The organism is uncultured Desulfovibrio sp., assembly GCF_949282365.1.
GTDB lineage: Bacteria > Desulfobacterota > Desulfovibrionia > Desulfovibrionales > Desulfovibrionaceae > Desulfovibrio.
Map to the genome: position 1 here is coordinate 1 of NZ_CASDOY010000046.1, position 16,315 is coordinate 16,315.

Annotated in this window: 11 protein-coding genes; 2 read left to right on the forward strand and 9 right to left on the reverse strand. The window is 67.5% G+C overall.

Annotated features, from left to right (window positions below):
- Positions 1-405, forward strand: a 405-nt coding sequence (locus Q1X76_RS08320; protein WP_300719205.1) for a Pvc16 family protein, incomplete at its 5' end; no start/stop codon positions are given.
- A gap of 383 nt (positions 406-788) precedes the next feature.
- On the opposite strand, the gene ppk1 is transcribed toward Q1X76_RS08320, so the two are convergent.
- The 4 genes from ppk1 to hemB all read right to left on the reverse strand — a co-directional run bounded on the left by ppk1 (position 789) and on the right by hemB (position 6,257).
- The gene (gene ppk1 / locus Q1X76_RS08325) at positions 789-2,942 is read right to left on the reverse strand and encodes a polyphosphate kinase 1 (protein ID WP_300719206.1); all 2,154 of its coding nucleotides are present in this window, start codon (positions 2,940-2,942) and stop codon (positions 789-791) included.
- A gap of 646 nt (positions 2,943-3,588) precedes the next feature.
- Positions 3,589-4,086, reverse strand: a complete 498-nt coding sequence (locus Q1X76_RS08330) for an AsnC family transcriptional regulator (protein WP_300719207.1) — start codon at positions 4,084-4,086, stop codon at positions 3,589-3,591.
- A 6-nt stretch (positions 4,087-4,092) separates the two neighbouring features.
- Complete coding sequence (ahbD, locus tag Q1X76_RS08335; RefSeq protein ID WP_300719208.1) at positions 4,093-5,268, reverse strand: heme b synthase; 1,176 nt, start codon at positions 5,266-5,268, stop codon at positions 4,093-4,095.
- Positions 5,268-6,257 carry a porphobilinogen synthase gene (gene hemB, locus Q1X76_RS08340; protein ID WP_300719209.1) on the reverse strand — a complete coding sequence of 330 codons (990 nt, stop codon included), beginning with the start codon at positions 6,255-6,257 and terminating at the stop codon, positions 5,268-5,270. The genes ahbD and hemB overlap by 1 nt, the downstream gene beginning before the upstream one ends.
- Before the next feature lie 229 nt (positions 6,258-6,486).
- On the opposite strand from hemB, the gene Q1X76_RS08345 reads away from it, so the two are divergent.
- A complete protein-coding gene (locus tag Q1X76_RS08345) occupies positions 6,487-6,867 on the forward strand; it encodes a diacylglycerol kinase (protein WP_300719210.1) in 381 nt (126 codons plus the stop codon).
- A gap of 323 nt (positions 6,868-7,190) precedes the next feature.
- Here the strand turns inward: Q1X76_RS08345 and Q1X76_RS08350 are convergent, their stop codons facing one another.
- The 5 genes from Q1X76_RS08350 to recA form a co-directional block, all read right to left on the reverse strand.
- A complete protein-coding gene (locus Q1X76_RS08350) occupies positions 7,191-8,102 on the reverse strand; it encodes a glycerophosphodiester phosphodiesterase family protein (RefSeq protein WP_300719211.1) in 912 nt (303 codons plus the stop codon).
- Between the two features lie 13 nt (positions 8,103-8,115).
- A complete protein-coding gene (locus Q1X76_RS08355; protein ID WP_300719212.1) occupies positions 8,116-9,615 on the reverse strand; it encodes a sulfatase-like hydrolase/transferase in 1,500 nt (499 codons plus the stop codon).
- Positions 9,616-9,694: 79 nt separating this feature from the next.
- A complete protein-coding gene (ahbC, locus tag Q1X76_RS08360) occupies positions 9,695-10,876 on the reverse strand; it encodes a 12,18-didecarboxysiroheme deacetylase (RefSeq protein ID WP_300719213.1) in 1,182 nt (393 codons plus the stop codon).
- A gap of 368 nt (positions 10,877-11,244) precedes the next feature.
- Positions 11,245-13,914, reverse strand: coding sequence for an alanine--tRNA ligase (gene alaS / locus Q1X76_RS08365; RefSeq protein WP_300719214.1), 2,670 nt, complete (start codon positions 13,912-13,914; stop codon positions 11,245-11,247).
- 74 nt (positions 13,915-13,988) lie between these two features.
- Positions 13,989-15,071 (reverse strand): recombinase RecA, encoded by a 1,083-nt coding sequence (gene recA / locus Q1X76_RS08370; protein ID WP_300719215.1) that lies wholly within the window; start codon positions 15,069-15,071, stop codon positions 13,989-13,991.
- Between the last annotated feature and the right edge of the window lie 1,244 nt (positions 15,072-16,315).

Sequence of the window (16,315 nt, forward strand, 5' to 3'; positions counted from 1 at the left end):
GGCTACTACCAGGTCAGCCGGGATACGGAGCGGCTGCGCCCCGCCCGGTACAATCTGCGCTTTCTGGTGACCGCCCACTCCAAGGCCCCGGCGCAGCTGAAGGAGGCGGACCAGTACCGGATGGTGGGGGCGGCGCTCCAGGTGCTGCGGGACCATCCCATCATCGACCAGGCGTATCTCAGCGGCTCCCTGGCGGAGCAGAACGCCCAGGTTCATGTGGTGCTGGAGAAGACCACCCAGGATCAGCTGCTGAAAATCTGGAACAACACGTCCACCGCCTATAAGCTGTCCTTCGTGGTACTGCTGACCGGGGTGGAGATCGACTCCCGGCGGGAGCGCCGCTTCACCCGGGTCACCGATGTGTCCATCGATACCCAGCAAAAGCCGGGAGGTGCGGGACGATGATTACCTTTCACGCCAGCGCCGTGTGCCGGGTGCGGGACAGCTACACCGGCAGGCCCCTGGAGGGGGCGGGATTGCTGTGCACCCTGGACGGGCTGCCGGTGCGGCCCCTGTCCAAGCCCGGAGGGATTCTGGTCCTTTTGAACCTGGAGCCGGGGCAGCACCGGCTGACGGTGCGCTCCGGAGGGTATCAGGAGGAGTGGGTGGATATTTTTGCGGGGACGGGAACGGCGGAGCTGGAGATCACCCTGAAACCCGGCGCCGGCTACCCCTTCCTGGGAGAGATCACCCGCCTGGGCCTGACGGTTCTGCACGGGGCTGTCGTTGTTGCCGGCGTTCGTGCCGGCGGGACGTTTTTTGCTGGCCATGACGGAAGCTCCTTGGGATCAGATATCGTCCCTGGTGATGTGTTGGGAGATCATGATTTCCTGCGCGTTGACGGCGGTCTCCTTGCTGCCGGGCCGCAGCCTGACATAGGTGGCGTCGGCCTGCAGCTGCCAGGCCTGGACATTGTCCGCCAGGTGGACCTCCAGGATGTCCTCGCGGATCCTGCGGCGCAGTTCGGGGTCCAGGATGGGGGTCAGGACCTCGATGCGGTGGTCGAGGTTGCGCGGCATGAGGTCCGCGCTGCCGATGTACATGCTGCCTTCGCCGTTGGCGTGGAACCAGTAGATGCGCGAATGTTCCAGGAAGCGGCCCACGATGCTGGTGACCGTGATGTTCTCGCTGATGCCCGGCAGGCCGGGCCGCAGACAGCAGATGCCCCGCACCTGCAGCCGCACGCGCACGCCGGCCATGGAGGCCTTGTACAGGGCAAGGACGATGCCCGCGTCCACCAGCTGGTTGCACTTGAAGATGATCTCGCCGTTGCCGTAGCGCTTGTGCAGGTCGATCTCGCGGCGGATCATCTCCATGAGCGGGCCGCGCATGGCCTGGGGCGAGACCAGGAGCTTGCGGTAGAGGTCGCGGTCGGCATAGCCGGTCATGACGTTGAACAGGTCCGTCACGTCGGCGCAGATGTCCTCATTGGCGGTGATGAGGCCCATGTCCGTGTAGATCTTGGCCGTGGAGGCATTGTAGTTGCCCGTGCCGATATGGACGTAGCGCGTGATGTGCCCGGCCTCGCGGCGTACCACCAGGCAGAGCTTGGCATGCACCTTCAGGCCGATGAAGCCGTAGACCACGTTGACGCCTTCCTTTTCCAGCTCTTCGGCCCAGGTGATGTTGCGTTCCTCGTCGAAGCGGGCCTTGAGCTCCACCACGGCCACCACCTGCTTGCCGCGGCGGCGGGCTTCGATGAGGGCGCGCACGATGGGCGAATCGTTGCCGGCGCGGTACAGGGTCTGCTTGATGGCCAGGACGTTGGGGTCCTCGCTGGCGCGGCGGATGAAGTCCAGCACGGCCTTGAAACTGTCGTAGGGATGGAAGAGCAGCACGTCCTGCTTGCGCAGGTGGCGGAACATGTCGCCTTCCTGGAACAGGCGCGAGATGTGGCCCTGGATGGCGGGGGTCTTGAGCTGGGGCCGGTCCACATTATAGAGGGTCATGAACTCGGAAAAGCCCATGGGCCCCTTGATGCGGTAGATCTGGAAGGGCTGCAGGCGCAGACGGCGGGCCAGGAATTCCACCAGCTCGCGCGAGGCCTTGTGGGCGATCTCCAGCCGGACCACGTCGCCGAAACGGCGCTGGTCCACGAAGTCGCGCACGGCTTCCAGCAGGTCGTCGGCCTCGTCCTCCTCGATCTCCAGATCCGTGTTGCGGGTGATGCGGAACACGGCGGCGGCCACCACCGTATGCCCGGGGAAGAGCAGGTCCAGATACTGGGCCATGAGGTCTTCCAACAGCAGGATGTCGTCGCCGCGCACGTTGGGGTCGAAGCCCAGGGAGGCGTAGGTCTTGGCCTCCTTGTTGCGCGGGATGAAGATGAAGCGCGAAAGGTTGTTGGGGCACTTCAGGCGCACGAAGCGCGTCTCGTTGTCGCGGTTGCGCAGCTGGATGATGAAGTTCAGGCAGGTGGTGGAGATGGTGGGGAAGGGGTGCCCGGGGTCGATGGCCTGGGGCGTGAGCACGGGGTAGATCTCGTTGCGGAAATAGCCGTCCAGGAAGCGGCGCTGCTTTTCCGAAAGATCGTTGTAGCGCACGATGTGCACGCCCCTGTCCACCAGCTGCGGGGCCAGGCTCTTGAGCCAGTGGCTCTGGGCGCGCGAGGTCAGCAGCAGGGTGCGGCGGCGGATCTCGGCCAGCTGCTTGGCGGGCGTGATGCGGTCCGCCGAGCCGTTGGGCGCGCCGTTGCGGTACTGGCGCAGGATGTTGGCCACGCGAACCATGAAGAATTCGTCGAGGTTGTTGTAGAAGATGGCCAGGAACTTGAGCTGCTCCAGCAGGGGCTGGCGGGGGGAAAGGGCCTCGTCCAGGACCTTGGCATTGAAGTCCAGCCAGTTGATCTCGCGGTTGAGATAGAGGTTGGGGCAGGAAAGATCCTGCATGTCTTCAGGCGAACAGGGTTGTTCAGGATACTTGAGGACGATCTGGGAGGTCATGCCGCTCTCCTTGTGCGCAGGGCTGTTCCCGGAATACTGCTGCAGTGTTGTGACAATTCTGTGACATCGGCAGGCAGGATCGCAAAAGAAGGGACGAAGAAAAAGAGTCGGGCCTGCATAACGTCCAGACAGGGCGGAAGGACGGGGAAAACAGGATGCCGTAGGGCGGAAAAGTTTTCCATGTCCTCTATTACGGTGTTAGCACAGGCCCTTCCGCAGCTCAAGGGGGGCCGGACCGGGAGGGCGGGCCCAAAGCACGGTCCGCTTTGGCTGCGTCACGCTGCGCTGGCCCGTGCGCGGGCGGCCTTCCCCGGCCTCCGTGCGCTGCCCCTTGGAACATCAGGCACGTCGATCGACGGGCGGCCTCCCCTCGCGCGTGCGTCCAATGGCGGCGGGAGGGCGGCAGGCCCGTGGCTGCCGGCTGTCCTGCGCGGGGCGCGCCGTGGCCTCCCCCGCGCATGCCTGACGGCCCCTTTCCCCGAGCGGGGCGGGGGCGGCCGGGCCGTTGACCAAAATGATTTTCCTGCCCGCCCCTTTTTTCGCGCCGGGCAGCGGCACCCGGCCCGGCGAACGGGAAAAGAAAAGGAGGGGGGGCCGGCGGCCCTCCCCTCCCTGTACTGCTGTCCTGTCATGCAGCCCCGGCGGGCTAGTCCTGCATGCGGAAGTCCACGCGGATCTTGAACAGGCGCGTGGCGGGCAGGTTGAGGATGGGGATGCCCGTGCTGGCCGTGATCCCGTCCAGGGTGGCGCGCTCGTCCTCCCGCGAGGGGCTGATGAGCGTGAACCAGATGTTGTAGTTGTGTTCGCGCAGGTAGTTGTGGGTGATGCCGGGGCGGGCGTTCACCTCGCGCACGAAGTCGTCCATCTTGTCGTCGGGCACCTTGGCCGCGCAGAGGGTGGAGACGAACCCCAGCTTGTTGGACTGGAAGTTGGCCCCCAGACGGCGGATGATGCGGCGCTCGCGCATGCGGCGCACGCGTTCCAGGGCCTCCTCTTCCGGGATGCCCAGCAGGCCGCCCAGGTCGGCGTAGGGCCGGGGCGTCAGGGGGAAGGCCGTCTGGATGATGTCCAGCAGGCGGCGGTCGGTCTCGTCCAGGGCTTCCTGCGCGGTGTGGGGGCCGCAATATTCAGGGGCGTCCGTCATGCTCGCTCACTTTGCGCCCGCGGCGCGCTTGGGCTGATAGGTACACAGGGGTTCCTCGGCCATGTGGTCGCCGTTCATGCTCCAGGCGCGGGCGCGGCAGCCGCCGCAGACCTTGTGGAACTCGCACACGCCGCACTTGCCTTCGTAGCACTTCTGGTCGCGGAACTGGAGGAAGTACTTGCTGTGGCGCCAGATCTCGGGGAAGGGCGTCTCGCGCACGTTGCCGCAGTTGAGTTCCAGATAGCCGCAGGGCTGCACCTGGCCGGTATGGCTGATGAAGCAGAAGCCCGTGCCGCCCAGACAGCCCCGGGTCAGGGCGTCCATGCCGAAGGTTTCGGGCGTCACGGCCACGCCCTCCTCATGGGCGCGCTGGCGCATGATGCGGTAGTAATGCGGCGCGCAGGTGGCCTTGAGGTGCATGCTGGTGGTCTTGCGGAAATCATAGAGCCAGTGCAGCACGTCCTCGTATTCCTGGGCGCTGATGACCTGGTCGGCCAGGCCCGAGGCCCGGCCCATGGGCACCAGCAGGAAGATGTGCCAGGCCGCCGCGCCGATGCGTTCGCAGAGCTGGAAGATGTCCTTGAAGCTGTGCAGGTTGTTGCGCGTGACCGTGGTGTTGATCTGGAAGGGCACGCCCGCCTGCTTGAGGTATTCGATGCCGCGCATGGAGGCCTCGAAGGCCCCGGGCACGCCGCGGAACTCGTCGTGGCTGGCGGCGTCGGCCCCGTCGATGGAGATGGAGCAGCGGTTGACGCCGGCCTCCCTGATCTTGCGGGCCAGCTCGGGCGTGATCAGGGTGCCGTTGGGCGAGAAGGCGCAGGTCAGGCCCTTGGCATGGGCATAGGCCACCAGCTCGTAGACATCGGGGCGCATCATGGGATCGCCGCCGGTGAAGATGATGATGGGATTGCCCACCTCGGGGAAGGTGTCGATGAGGGCCTTGGCCTCCTCGGTGGAGAACTCGCCCGGATAGGGTTCCGGGTGGGCCTCGGCGCGGCAGTGCTTGCAGGCCAGGTTGCAGGAGCGGGTCACTTCCCAGGCGATGAGCTTGCAGGCCGGGGTGCCGTCCGCGAGGGTGCGCACCATCTTGTGACCGGGCGCGCCGCCGGGGTGGCCTCCGGGATGCCCGCCCGCGGCGGCCTGCGCGCCGGGATGGCCCGGCATGTGCTTGGTATCGTGCATCAGCGCACCAGCCTTTGCTTGAGCAGGGTCTCGGTGAAGTAGGTGATGATCATCTTGGCTCCGGCGCGCTTCATGCCCAGCAGGCTTTCCAGCATCACGGCTTCCTCGTTGATCCAGCCGTTGAGGCCGGCCGCGCGGATCATGCTGTATTCGCCGCTGACCTGATAGGCGCACAGGGGCACGTTCACGGCGTCGCGCACCTGGCGGATGATGTCCATGTACGGCCCGGCGGGCTTGACGATGAGGCAGTCCGCGCCTTCGTCCAGGTCGGCCAGGGCTTCGATGATGGCTTCGCGGGCATTGCCGGGATCCATCTGGTAGCTCTTGCGGTCGCCGCAGGCCGGGGCGGATTCGGCGGCTTCACGGAAGGGCCCGTAGAAGGCCGAGGCATACTTCACGGCATAGGACATGACGGGCACCATGATCAGGCCGGATTCGTCCAGGGCCTGGCGGATGGCGGCCACGCGGCCGTCCATCATGTCCGAGGGGGCCACCATGTCGGCACCGGCGGCGGCATGGCTCACGGCGGTCTTGGCCAGCAGCTCCAGGGTGGGGTCGTTGAGCACCGCGCCGCCGGGGGTCAGGATGCCGCAGTGCCCGTGGCTCATGTATTCGCACAGGCAGACGTCGGTGATGACGTAGAGCGAGGGCCAGCGGTGCTTGAGGCGGCGCACGGCTTCCTGTACGATACCGTCCTCGGCGTAGGCGCCGCTGGCCTTTTCGTCCTTCTCGGCCGGGATGCCGAACAGGATCACGGATGTCAGGCCGTCATCCACGGCCTTTTCCACCTGCTTTTCCAGCTCGCCCAGCGAAAGCTGGTACTGGCCGGGCATGGCGCCGATCTCCTTGCGGAAGGACTGGTCTTCGGTCTCCACCACAAAGTAGGGCATGATGAGGTCTTCGGCCAGCAGGGGCGGGGTCTCGCGCACCATGCTGCGGATCTCGGGGGTCCAGCGCAACCGTCTGCCGCGATGGAAGGATTGGGACATGGTTCTACCTCGATGCGGCGCTGCCGCGGTTATGTTTTGTTGAGGGCGGCGGGCTGCCGCGCCCGTCCGTGCGGGAGGCGGACCTGCCGGATGCCGCCGTGCGGCGGGGCGGGGCCCCGGCGCGAAGAAGAGCATAGCGCAAAACGTGTCAGGGGAAAAGCCGCGCCCGCGGGCTGTGACGGCGGGCATGCCGGGGCTCTTTTCTCCGCCCCGGAAAGCTGGAGGACAGATGGACCGACGCAACGATCTGAAAGGCCGGCGCGGGCTCACGCGCCTGCGCAATGCCGTGCGCTATTCGCTGGAAGGCTACGCGGCCGCCTGGCGCGATGAGGAGGCCTTCCGGCAGATAGCGCTGCTGGCCGGGGCGGGCCTGCCCCTGGCCTGCTGGCTGGGACGGGACTGGGCGGAATCCGTGCTGCTGGCCGTACCGCTGGTGCTCTGCCTGCTGGTGGAGCTGCTCAACAGCGCCATCGAGAACACGGTGGACCGCATCTCGCTGGAGCGGCACCCCCTGGCCAAGAAGGCCAAGGACATGGGCAGCGCCGCCCAGTTCACGGCCCAGATCTTCCTGGCCCTGGTCTGGGGCAGCCATCTCCTCGGCAGGCTGTAGACGGGGCCCGCCCGCAACGGCCGGGCCGGCCATCCCGGGCACGCGGCCCGGACGCCATCCCCGTTCCTGTGCCGCCGGCATGCGGACCGGTCATCCAGGGCATGCGGCCCTGGCAGCATGGGGCCGGATGGTGTGCAGGTCAGACAACGGGGCCGGACGGCATGCGCCCCGTGCGCCGCCGCGAGGACAGCGTGCCGCGGACGGCCCGTCGCGGGGCCTGACGGCGCGACGGCACGGTCCCGCACCTCCGGGAGCGGGCCGGTCACGCCGGGCCGTCCTGTGCGCCGGCGGCATCGTACGGCCGGCAGCCTTTCCGGCATGCCTTACGGCCGGCGCTGGCGCGCCTCCTGATGCGCGACCGCGGGCGCCGCCGTCCCGGCCGGGGAAAGCGTCCTCGCGGCATCCGTATAGATCTTGGTGAAATAGGTCCCGGCATTGGCCCGGAGGAAGTCCTGGCTTTCCACGTCCAGACCCTCGGGGCGCCCTGCCTGGAACAGCAGCACTTCTTTGCCTGCGGCCCGCAGGGCGGCGACATGCCGCAGCAGCGGGGCATGATCCGCCTGCCAGGCAACGGCGGACACCGTGTACCAGGCCGCGTCGAGCGTCAGGAAATGCTCCAGGTCGTCCAGTTTCCAGGGCAGGGAGAAGGCGGGCGTGAAGCCGTGCCAGAGGCAGGTCAGATACTCCCGGCGGTCAAAGGCTTCCACGATGATCCTGTCCTGGAGGGGGATCTCCCGGGCCAGCAGGGCCATGTCGCGGATCTTGTCCGTGACCAGGATCATTTGCGGGTTGCGGCGCATGAGCTCCGCGATGTCCCCGCCGCAGAGCACATGGAGCCCGTCCCTGAGCGTGAGCCCGCGCACCTCGGCCAGTGTCGGCGGCAGCGGCAGATCCGGGCGCCCGGACAGGCTGCGCAGGGTGTCCCAGTCATGGGCGGCCACAAGACGCCCGTCCCGCGTCACCAGCAGATCCAGCTCGATATAGCGGTAGCCCTTGCGCAGCGAGGCTTCCACGGCCTCGCGGCTGTTGGTGTAACGCTGTCCGTGGATGACGCCGCCCGCGTGCGCGATGTACAGCTCCGGCGAGGCGGGCGCGAAGCTGAAGGCCCCGGGCTTGAGGGGGAGTTCGAAGAACGAGGCCGCGGTGTTGGTCAGCGCGTTCTTGGCCGTTTCGCTGTTGTAGACGATCTCGAAGAGCAGGAAGACGCATACGAGCGGGAACAGGATCTTCTTCATGGCTTCCCCCGGCTCAGGAAGGCGCGTCGGCGTCCTTCCCGAAGATCTTTTGCAGATAGGAATACATGCTGCAGCGGCTCAGGACGGGCAGCTGCCGGCCGTCGAAATGCAGGCTGGAGCCCTTGGTGTGGACGAGGAAGGGGATCAGGCCGGAATTGTCGCGGCTGTAGGAACGGTGGTCCCCCCAGAGGATGAGCATGGTCCCCTGCGGGAGTTTTTCCACATACCGGCGCAGGGCGGCGTCCGTATCGTGGGCCAGGGTCAGGAAGGCGGACCTGGGGGAGGAGCGGAAGCGCAGTTCCGGGGTGACCAGATCCACATATTCCGGCAGATGCATGCTCATGGTGATGATGAACTGGACGAAGGGTCCCGGGGGCAGCTGCCGGGCCGCGTAGTCGAACAGGTCCCTGTCCCTGACGACCCCTGCCCACCAGCAGTCCAGCGGCCTGACACCGGCGGCGCGCATGACCTCGATGTCGTGATAGCGCGAGAAGCCCTGCAATTTGTACGCCGCCTTGAGGTTCATGTAACTGGCGGGCAGACCGTGGAAGACTTCCACCGGGCGTCCGCCGGCGGCCAGGCGCGGGATGAGGCTGCGCGGGTAGGCATCCTCATATTCGTAATGCACGATGTCGGGGCTGGCCTCCAGACCATTGAAAAGCTCGAAGTCGGAATTGGCGGAGGCCAGTTTCTTGGTCCCGTCCAGGCGTAGCAGGACGGCGTCGGGGAGCAGGCTGCGCAGGAAGGGCATGACGGGCTGGCCGTCGACTTCCATTTCCAGCAGCTCAAAATCCAGGGACTCCACCTGCACCAGCGCCACGCGGTCCGGGGCCGCGGGGACGGGGATCTGCTCCGTCCCGGCGGGGGAACAGGTACGGGCGGGCGCATGGACGGTGGCGAACGCGGCCCCCGAGCCCAGTTCCAGCACGAAGGTGGCCAGATAGCCCCGGTATTTGAGGGACCGGCGCGCCGGAGGCTCGAACTGTGAGCGGCCTTCGCCCAGGACGAATTCGGGCGTGAACTGCCGGGGCGGCTGGAGACGGCAGGCATTGTACTGCGTCGCCAGCAGGGCGCAGGCCGGGATGAGCGCCAGCCAGCGGCGGCCGTAGCGGGGCTTGCGGCCGCAGAGCCAGCACTGGGCCAGGACGGACAGGCTCAGGAAGGCCAGAGCGGCCGGGTCCAGATAGGTCCACAGGCTGCGCAGGTCCATGCCGACGATCTGCCTGCTGCCGTTGAGGGCGGCGGCCAGCGTCGGCGGCATGCCCATGCTGGCGGCGTAACTGAGGCAAAAAAGCGAGAACAGGCCCTGCAGCAGGCTCACCAGGCGCAGGAGCCCCGTCCCGCACATCAGGACCAGCAGCAGGGAGGCGGCGAGGTCCGTCAGGATGAGGCCCCGGATATCCACACCGGAAAGATGTTGCGTGAGCAGGCTCTGGCCGGCCATCAGCAGCGTCAGGGCCGCCGCGGCCAGATGGGCGGAGAGGGGAGGAGCAGGCAGGGCTTTCGTCATCATGTCCGGTCCGGCGCTCCGGGCGGGGGCTCGAAGCGGTGTGGAAGAGCCCCGGGCATGCCGGGGCTCCAATCGATGTCCGTTACAGGCCGATCTCTTCGTCGGTGAGATAGCAGGCCGGGTCCTGGGCCCATTCGTCGCCGTAGTAGGCTTCGGCGCGGGCGCGGAAGTTGCCGCCGCAGATGTTCAGGAAGCGGCACCTGGCGCAGCGGCCGCCCACATGGGCCTTCTTGTCCTTGAGCTTGTGCAGCAGCTCGATATCGGGGTCGTCCCAGATCTGGGAGAAGGGGCGTTCCAGCACGTTGCCGAAGGTGTGGTTGCGCCAGAACTGGTCGGCATGCACCTGGCCGTCCCAGGAGATGCAGCCGATGCCGCGGCCGGAGTTGTTGCCCTCGTTGTACTGCAAAAGCTCGAAGACTTCCTCGGCGCGCTTGGGGTCCTCGCGCTTCATGCGCATCCACAGGTACGGACCGTCGGCATGGTTGTCCACGGTCAGGATCTCCTTGGGCTTGCCCGCGTCGAACAGGGCGCGGGTCTCGTCCATGATCAGGTCCAGCACCTGCCGGGTCTCGGCGTGGTCCAGGTCTTCCTTGATGAGTTCGGAACCGCGGCCCGAGTACACCAGGTGGTAGAAACAGGCGCGGGGCACTTCCAGATCGGCCAGCAGGCGGAAGATGCCGGGGATCTCGCCCACGTTGCGCTTGTTGATGGTGAAGCGCAGGCCCACCTTCAGGCCTTCGGCCTGGCAGTTGGCCACGCCTTCCAGGGCCTTGCGGAAGGCGCCGCGCACGCCGCGGAAGCGGTCGTGCACTTCTTCCATGCCGTCCAGGGAGATGCCCACATAGGAGAGGCCCACGCCCTTGAGCTCGCGGGCCTTTTCCTTGGTGATGAGCGTGCCGTTGGTGGAGATGACGGCGCGCATGCCCCTGGAGGTGGCATGGCTGGCCAGTTCCACCAGGTCCTTGCGCACCAGGGGCTCGCCGCCGGAGAAGAGCATGACCGGCGCGCCGTAGGCGGCCAGATCGTCGATCATGGTCTTGGCCTGTTCGGTGCTGATGTCGTCGGCGCCGTCCACGGGCACGGCCTGGGCGTAGCAGTGCACGCACTTCAGGTTGCAGCGCTTGGTCATGTTCCAGACCACCACGGGCTTCTTGTCCTTGGAGAACTGGAGCAGATGCGAGGGCAGGTTGCCGGACTGGCGGCCGTAGCGCAGGGCGTCGGAAGGCTCCACCTGGCCGCAATACAGTTTGGAAATACCGATCATCGTTCAAGGTCCTTTAGGCGAGTCGCCGTTTGTGCCCCGCCGGGGACAGCGGACGCGGGGCGGGGGAGGATGGCGCGGCAGGCCCGGGAGCAGCCCGGCGCGGGTGTCCGGGGACGGGGCCGCCGTGCCCGTCGGTTTCATGGTCATGCCTGCCTGCGGCCGCCGGAGGGCCGGCGGAACGGGCAGGGAAAGATGGTCGCGGCCGGGGCCGTGCGTCCGGGCAGGCAGGCCGGACGCCTGCGGCTGCAAGCAGGCCGGGCCCGCTGGTCCCGCCGGGGAAGCGCCATGTGCGCGTGTCCGCGGGACCTTGCTTCCCGGGCGGGGGAGCCCGCCGCCGTCATGCGGCGCGGCCCCCCGGAACAGCGGGACTAGCCGGCGATCTTGCCGCGCAGCACCTCGAAGGCCGCCGCCACGCCGTCGGCCCTGGTGCCGCCGGCTTGGGCCAGATCGGGACGGCCGCCGCCGGAACCGCCGCAGGGCGCGGCCACGTCCTTGATGAGGGCGGGCGCGGTGAAACGGCCGTGCAGGTCCTTGGAGACGTAGAGCAGCAGGCCCACCTTCTCGCCTTCCACCGTGGCCAGGCAGGCCACGCCGGAGGGGATGCGCGAGCGCACGTCGTCCATGATGTCGCGCAGGGCCTTGACCGGCACGCCGTCCAGCCTGGCGGTGAGCAGCCTGACGCCGTTGACCTCCACGGCCTTCTGCACCAGCTCGGCGCCGGTGGCCGGGCTGGCGGCCGCCTTTTCGGAGGCCTTGCGCAGCTTCTTCACATCGCTGTGCAGGGCCTGTACGCGCTCGGCCAGCTGGCCGGGCTTGGCCTTGAGCAGGGCCGAAAGGTCGTGCAGCTCGGCACGCTGGGCCACGGCCAGGTCATAGGCGTTCCAGCCGGTGACGGCTTCGATGCGGCGCACGCCGGCGGCCACGCCGCTCTCGGAGACGATGAGGAAGCTGCCCGCCTGGCCGGTATGGCCCAGATGGGTGCCGCCGCACAGTTCCACGGATTCGGTATGGGCCTCGTCGCCCATGCTGACCACGCGCACGGTGTCACCGTATTTTTCATTGAACAGGGCCATGGCGCCGCTGGCGATGGCCTCGTCATGTTTCATCTCCCTGGTGCGGACGGGGTAGTCGGCCATGATGGCGCGGTTGACCTGGCGTTCCACGGCGGCCAGTTCCTCGGGGGTCAGGGCCGCGATGTGGGAAAAGTCGAAGCGCAGGCGCTGGCTGTTGACCAGCGAGCCGGCCTGCTTCACATGGGTGCCCAGCACGGAGCGCAGGGCGGCGTGCAGCAGATGGGTGCAGCTGTGGTTGCGGGCCGTGGACAGGCGGGCGTCCTCCTCCACGTTCAGGGCCACTTCCTGGTCGATGCGCAGCAGGCCCTGTTCCACTTCGATGGTGTGTACGATGAGGGCGGGCGCGGGCTTCTGGGTATCCAGCACGCGGGCCGCGCCGTCGGGGCCTTCCATGCGGCCGGTATCGCCGGCCTGGCCGCCGGATTCACCGTAGAAGGGGGTCTGGCTGGTGACCACATAGCCCTTCTGCCCGGCGGGCAGTTCTTCCACGCTCAGGCCGCTCTCGTCCAGCAGGGCCACGATGCGGCCCTGGCCGCTCAGGCCGCCGTAACCGGTGAAGGTGCTCTGCAGGCCGTCGTCGGCCAGCCGCTGGAACAGGGAGGAGCCGCTGCCGTCCTGGCCCAGCAGGCCGGACTTCTTCTGGCTCTCGCGGGCGCGGCGGCGCTGTTCGGCCATCTGGGCCTCGAAGCCGGCCGCGTCCACGCGGAAGCCGCGCTTTTCGGAAACGTCGGTGACGATGTCCAGGGGGAAGCCGTAGGTGTCGGAGAGCTTGAAGCAGAACTCGCCGGAGATGACCTTGTTGCCGGCCTTGTCCAGCGCGGCCAGCTCGTCTTCCAGCAGGGCCAGGCCCTTGCCCAGGGTCAGGGAGAAGCGCTGTTCTTCCTCATGCACGGCACGGGCGATGAAATCGGCGTGTTCGGTGAGTTCGGGGTAGTCCTCGCCCATGATCTCCGTGACCTTGCGGGCCACCTTGTACAGGAAGGGCTCGTGCACGCCCATGAGCGTGGCGAAGCGCAGGGCGCGGCGGATGAGGCGGCGCAGCACATAGCCGCGGCTCTCGTTGGAAGGCAGGGTGCCGTCGGCGATGAGGAAGGCCGCGGCGCGGGCGTGGTCGGCGATGACGCGCAGGGCCGTGTCCACGTCGTTGGTGTCGGGCGCGCTGAAGCTGTACTTCACGCCGGCCAGTTCGGCGGCGTACTGGATGATGTCCTGGAACAGGTCGCAGTCGAAGTTGGAGCGCTTGCCCTGACAGACGGCGGCGATGCGTTCCAGGCCCATGCCGGTGTCGATGTTGGGACGGGCCAGACGGTCGCGGGTGCCGTCGGCGTGCTGGTCGAACTGGGTGAAGACCAGGTTCCAGATCTCCAGGAAGCGGTCGCAGTCGCATTTGCCGATGCCGCAGTCCGGGCCGCAGGCCATGTCTTCGCCCTGGTCGATGTAGATCTCGGAACAGGGACCGCAGGGGCCGGTGTCGCCCATAGTCCAGAAGTTGTCCTTCTCGCCCATGCGCACGATGCGTTCGGCGGGCAGGCCGGCCACTTCCTGCCAGATGGCGGCGGCTTCGTCATCCTCGCGGAAGACGGTCACCCACAGGCGTTCCCTGGGCAGTTCCAGTTCCTCGGTCACGAACTTCCAGGCCCAGGTGATGGCCTCGCGCTTGAAGTAGTCGCCAAAGGAGAAGTTGCCCAGCATCTCGAAAAAGGTGTGGTGGCGCGCGGTGCGGCCCACGTTTTCCAGGTCGTTGTGCTTGCCGGACACGCGCAGGCACTTCTGCGAGGTGGTCACGCGCGGCACGTCGCGCACTTCTTCGCCCAGAAAGAACTTCTTGAACTGCACCATGCCCGCGTTGGTGAAGAGCAGGGTGGGGTCGTTGGGCGGGATCAGCGGCCCGGAGGGCAGGATGTCGTGCCCGTGGCGGGCGAAGAATTCCAGATAACGGCGGCGAATCTCTTTGGCGGTGAGCATAGGGGCTCCATGTTGCTGCCCCGGAGGGGCGATAAAAAAACGGGCGGCCCCGCGGGGCCGCGTTGCACACGGTATCAGTCCAGATCGGACATGGCGGCGCTGCCGTCGTCCAGATCGTCTTCGCTGGGGATGAATTCCTGCGGATGCATGCCCAGGAATTCCGTCACCTTGGCCTCGATCTGGCGGCGCAGGTCCGCATCCTCGTCCAGCAGGGCGCGGACCTTTTCGCGGCCCTGGCCCAGCTTTTCGGACCCGAAGGCGAACCACGAGCCGCTCTGCTCGATGATCTTGGCCTCCAGGCCCAGGTCGATGAGCTCGCCCGAACGGGAGATGCCCTGACCGTAGAGGATGTCGAAGGTGGCGCTGCGGAAGGGCGGGGCCACCTTGTTCTTGACCACCTTCACGCGGGTGCGCGAGCCGAAGGACTCCTCCTTGTCCTTGAGGGTCTGGATGCGGCGGATGTCCATGCGCACCGAGGAATAGAACTTGAGGGCGTTGCCGCCGGTGGTGGTCTCGGGGCTGCCGTAGCCGGTGACGCCGATCTTCATGCGGATCTGGTTGATGAAGATCACGGACGTGCGCGACTTGTGGATGGTGCCGGTGAGGCGGCGCATGGCGTGGGACATGAGGCGGGCATGGCCGCCCACCTGGCTCTCGCCCATGTCGCCTTCCAGTTCGGCCTGCGGGATGAGGGCGGCCACGGAGTCCACCACCACCAGGTCCACGGCGCCGGAGCGCACCAGCATGTCGGCGATGTCCAGGGCCTGCTCGCCGTAGTCGGGTTGGGAGATGAGCAGCTCGTCGGTGTTGACGCCCAGGCGCTTGGCATAGTTCACGTCCAGGGCGTGTTCGGCGTCCACGAAGGCGCAGGTACCGCCCATCTTCTGGCATTCGGCGATGATGTGCAGGGTGAGGGTGGTCTTGCCCGAGGATTCGGGGCCGAAGATCTCGGTGATGCGGCCGCGCGGGATGCCGCCCACGCCCAGGGCCAGGTCGAGGCCGATGGAGCCCGTGGGGATGACGGGGATATTGACGTGGGCCTCGTCGGAAAGCTTCATGACCGCGCCTTTGCCGTACTTGCGTTCGATGGTGGCAAGTGCGGTGCCCAGGGCTTCGGCGCGGGCTTCTTCAGGAGAAAGGGCCGGTTTTTTGGCCATAGAGACGCTCCCTGTAGGAAATTTAAGCAACGCAATATAGCAAAGCGCGCACGGCAAGGCAAGAAAGGGCCTGAGCCGTCCGGCCGGGAAAAAGCGTTTTTCCGGCGCGCCCGCGGACAGCCGTCCGGGACGATGGCCCGAAACAGGCGCCGGGGTCGGCAGCGTGCGGTGGGGGATGGGCCAGGCAGGACCGCCGCATGGTCGCGCGACGAGGCCGCCCACGCCGCCCGCTCCTCCGGGCCGCCGGCCACGCGACACGGACAAAGCGGCCCCCGTTTCCCGGCGGCACAGGACAAGGCCTGCCGCCGCGTCCGTCCGGGGATGCGCCGTCGCGGCCGCCGGCCCCGTGCGGACACGCCCGTGAGGGAAAAGGATGTTGAGCGATCTTCAGCTCGCCAGCCTCCACGCGCGGGCTGGCCCGCGAAAGGCGATCGTGTCCGCGGCCAAAATCCGTCGGGACCGTGGGCGGGTTCTCCGCGGCTGTCCGTCAGAGGATACGCCCCTTGCCCTGTGCCGGCTGTGCGGGCACGCACGAAAAACAGTGCTATTCAGGAATAAATATCAATAATTGTCAAGGGGGGAGGGGCGCCTGCGCGGCGGGCGGCAAGGGGCCGGGGCTTGCGCAGCCCCAGGCCCCCTGCACCCCCGTACCCCGCGTCAGTCCCCGGTGCCGTGTATGGCGCGCCGGGACGGACGGCACGGCGCCTTCGGCGCACGCCGTCAAACGGCGCGCTCAATCACCGGGAGAGGGTCGCCGTGGATACGGTGTCCGGTCATGTGCCGCAGCTCCATGGAGAGATGCGTGTCGTCGGGGAAAGCGTACCGTCCGGACAGCGGCATGTGGCGCCCCGTTTTTTTCTCCAAAGCGCGCCGGGGAGGAGAGCGGTCGAAGTCGGCCCGCAAGGCCGCGCCGTGGGCGACGCCGGGAGCCTTGCGGGCATCGGCAGCAGCCGGGCGGCACGGGCGCGGAGAGGGTCGCCGTGGGTAGGGTGTCCGGCCATGTGCCGCAGCTCCATGGAGAGATGCGTGTCGTCGGGGAAAGCGTACCGTACGGACAGCGGCCTGTGGTGCCCCGTTTTTTTCTCCAAAGCGCGCCGGGGAGGGGAGCGGTCGAAGGCGGCCCGCAAGGCTGTGCCGTGGGCGACGCCGGGAGCCTTGCGGGCATCGGCAGCGGCCGGGCGGCATGGCGCGGAGAGGGTCGCCGTGGGTACGGTGTCCGGCCATGTGCTGCAGCTCCACGGAGA

Coding starts and splice junctions, on each gene's coding strand:
- Q1X76_RS08355 (WP_300719212.1), bottom strand. CDS start 9,615: ATGATGACGAAAGCCCTGCCTGCTCCTCCCCTCTCCGCCCATCTGGCC.
- recA (WP_300719215.1), bottom strand. CDS start 15,071: ATGGCCAAAAAACCGGCCCTTTCTCCTGAAGAAGCCCGCGCCGAAGCC.
- hemB (WP_300719209.1), bottom strand. CDS start 6,257: ATGTCCCAATCCTTCCATCGCGGCAGACGGTTGCGCTGGACCCCCGAG.
- ahbD (WP_300719208.1), bottom strand. CDS start 5,268: ATGCACGATACCAAGCACATGCCGGGCCATCCCGGCGCGCAGGCCGCC.
- Q1X76_RS08350 (WP_300719211.1), bottom strand. CDS start 8,102: ATGAAGAAGATCCTGTTCCCGCTCGTATGCGTCTTCCTGCTCTTCGAG.
- ahbC (WP_300719213.1), bottom strand. CDS start 10,876: ATGATCGGTATTTCCAAACTGTATTGCGGCCAGGTGGAGCCTTCCGAC.
- Q1X76_RS08345 (WP_300719210.1), top strand. CDS start 6,487: ATGGACCGACGCAACGATCTGAAAGGCCGGCGCGGGCTCACGCGCCTG.
- ppk1 (WP_300719206.1), bottom strand. CDS start 2,942: ATGACCTCCCAGATCGTCCTCAAGTATCCTGAACAACCCTGTTCGCCT.
- Q1X76_RS08330 (WP_300719207.1), bottom strand. CDS start 4,086: ATGACGGACGCCCCTGAATATTGCGGCCCCCACACCGCGCAGGAAGCC.
- alaS (WP_300719214.1), bottom strand. CDS start 13,914: ATGCTCACCGCCAAAGAGATTCGCCGCCGTTATCTGGAATTCTTCGCC.